The sequence below is a fragment of the Parafrankia sp. FMc2 genome (genome assembly GCF_041008525.1).
Taxonomy (GTDB): domain Bacteria; phylum Actinomycetota; class Actinomycetes; order Frankiales; family Frankiaceae; genus Parafrankia.
This window is the reverse complement of the sequence record NZ_JBFLUG010000438.1, coordinates 1-972: the sequence shown is the minus strand read 5'-3', so window position 1 is coordinate 972 and position 972 is coordinate 1. Positions and strand designations below refer to the sequence as shown.

Here is a 972-nt window from a genome sequence, read left to right as displayed (position 1 = left end):
GCTCTTCGCGATCAATCCCCGCGCTGTTGCCCGCTACCGGGAACGCCACGGCCAGGCCGGCACGAAGTCCGACCCCGGCGACGCCCGCGTGCTGGCGGACATCCTGCGCACCGACCGCCACCAGCACCGCCCGTTGCCGTCCCTCAGCGACGGTGCCCGTGCGGTCAAGGTGCTCGCCCGTCAGCATCAGGAAGCCGTCTGGGCCATGCACCAAACGACCAGCCGCCTGCGTTCGGTGCTGCTGGAGTTCTACCCCCAGGCGCTGCGTGCCTTCCCGAACCTGCAGCACAAAGCCGCCCTCACGATCCTGGCGGCCGCATCCACACCCGGCCAGGGACTGACGCTGACCGCCCGTAAGATCGTGGCCCTGCTCCACCGCTGCGGTCGACGCAACGACCCCCGCCTCGTCGAGCAGATCGTCACCGCGCTACGGACCCCGTCGCTGCGTCAGCCACCGCCGGTCGAGGCCGCGCTGGGTCAGACAGTCCTCGGCCTCCTCGGCATCCTGACCGCGATGCACACCACCGTCGACCAGCTCGAACAGGCCCTGGCAGTGGAGTTCGAGGCGCATCCTCTCGCAGGTGTCCTGCGTTCAGCGCCCGGCCTCGGACCGGTACTCGCCGCCCGGGTCCTGGCCGAGATCGGCGATGACCTCAGCCGTTTCGCCACTGCTGGCGGGCTGCGCGCATTCGCCGGGACCGCCCCGGTCACCCGCGCCTCCGGCCGGTCCCGCCGGGTCCTGGCCCGCCGGATCCGTAACAAGCGCCTCGCGGACGCCTGCCACTGGTGGGCCTTCGCCATGCTCACCAAGTCCACCGGCGCCCGCGCCCACTACGACCGGCGCCGAGCCGCCGGCGACCACCACAACGCGGCGTTGCGTAACCTCGCGAACAAGGCCCTCGGGCGGCTGTGGTGGTGTCTGCGGAACAACCAGACCTGGGACGACCTCGCGGCCTGGCCGATCCCCACCAG

At 71.6% G+C, this 972-nt stretch carries 1 protein-coding gene; it reads left to right on the top strand.

What is annotated here, in order from left to right; genetic code table 11:
• The coding region (locus AB1460_RS37805; protein WP_368967387.1) for an IS110 family transposase at positions 1–972 on the top strand (972 nt) is incomplete at both ends.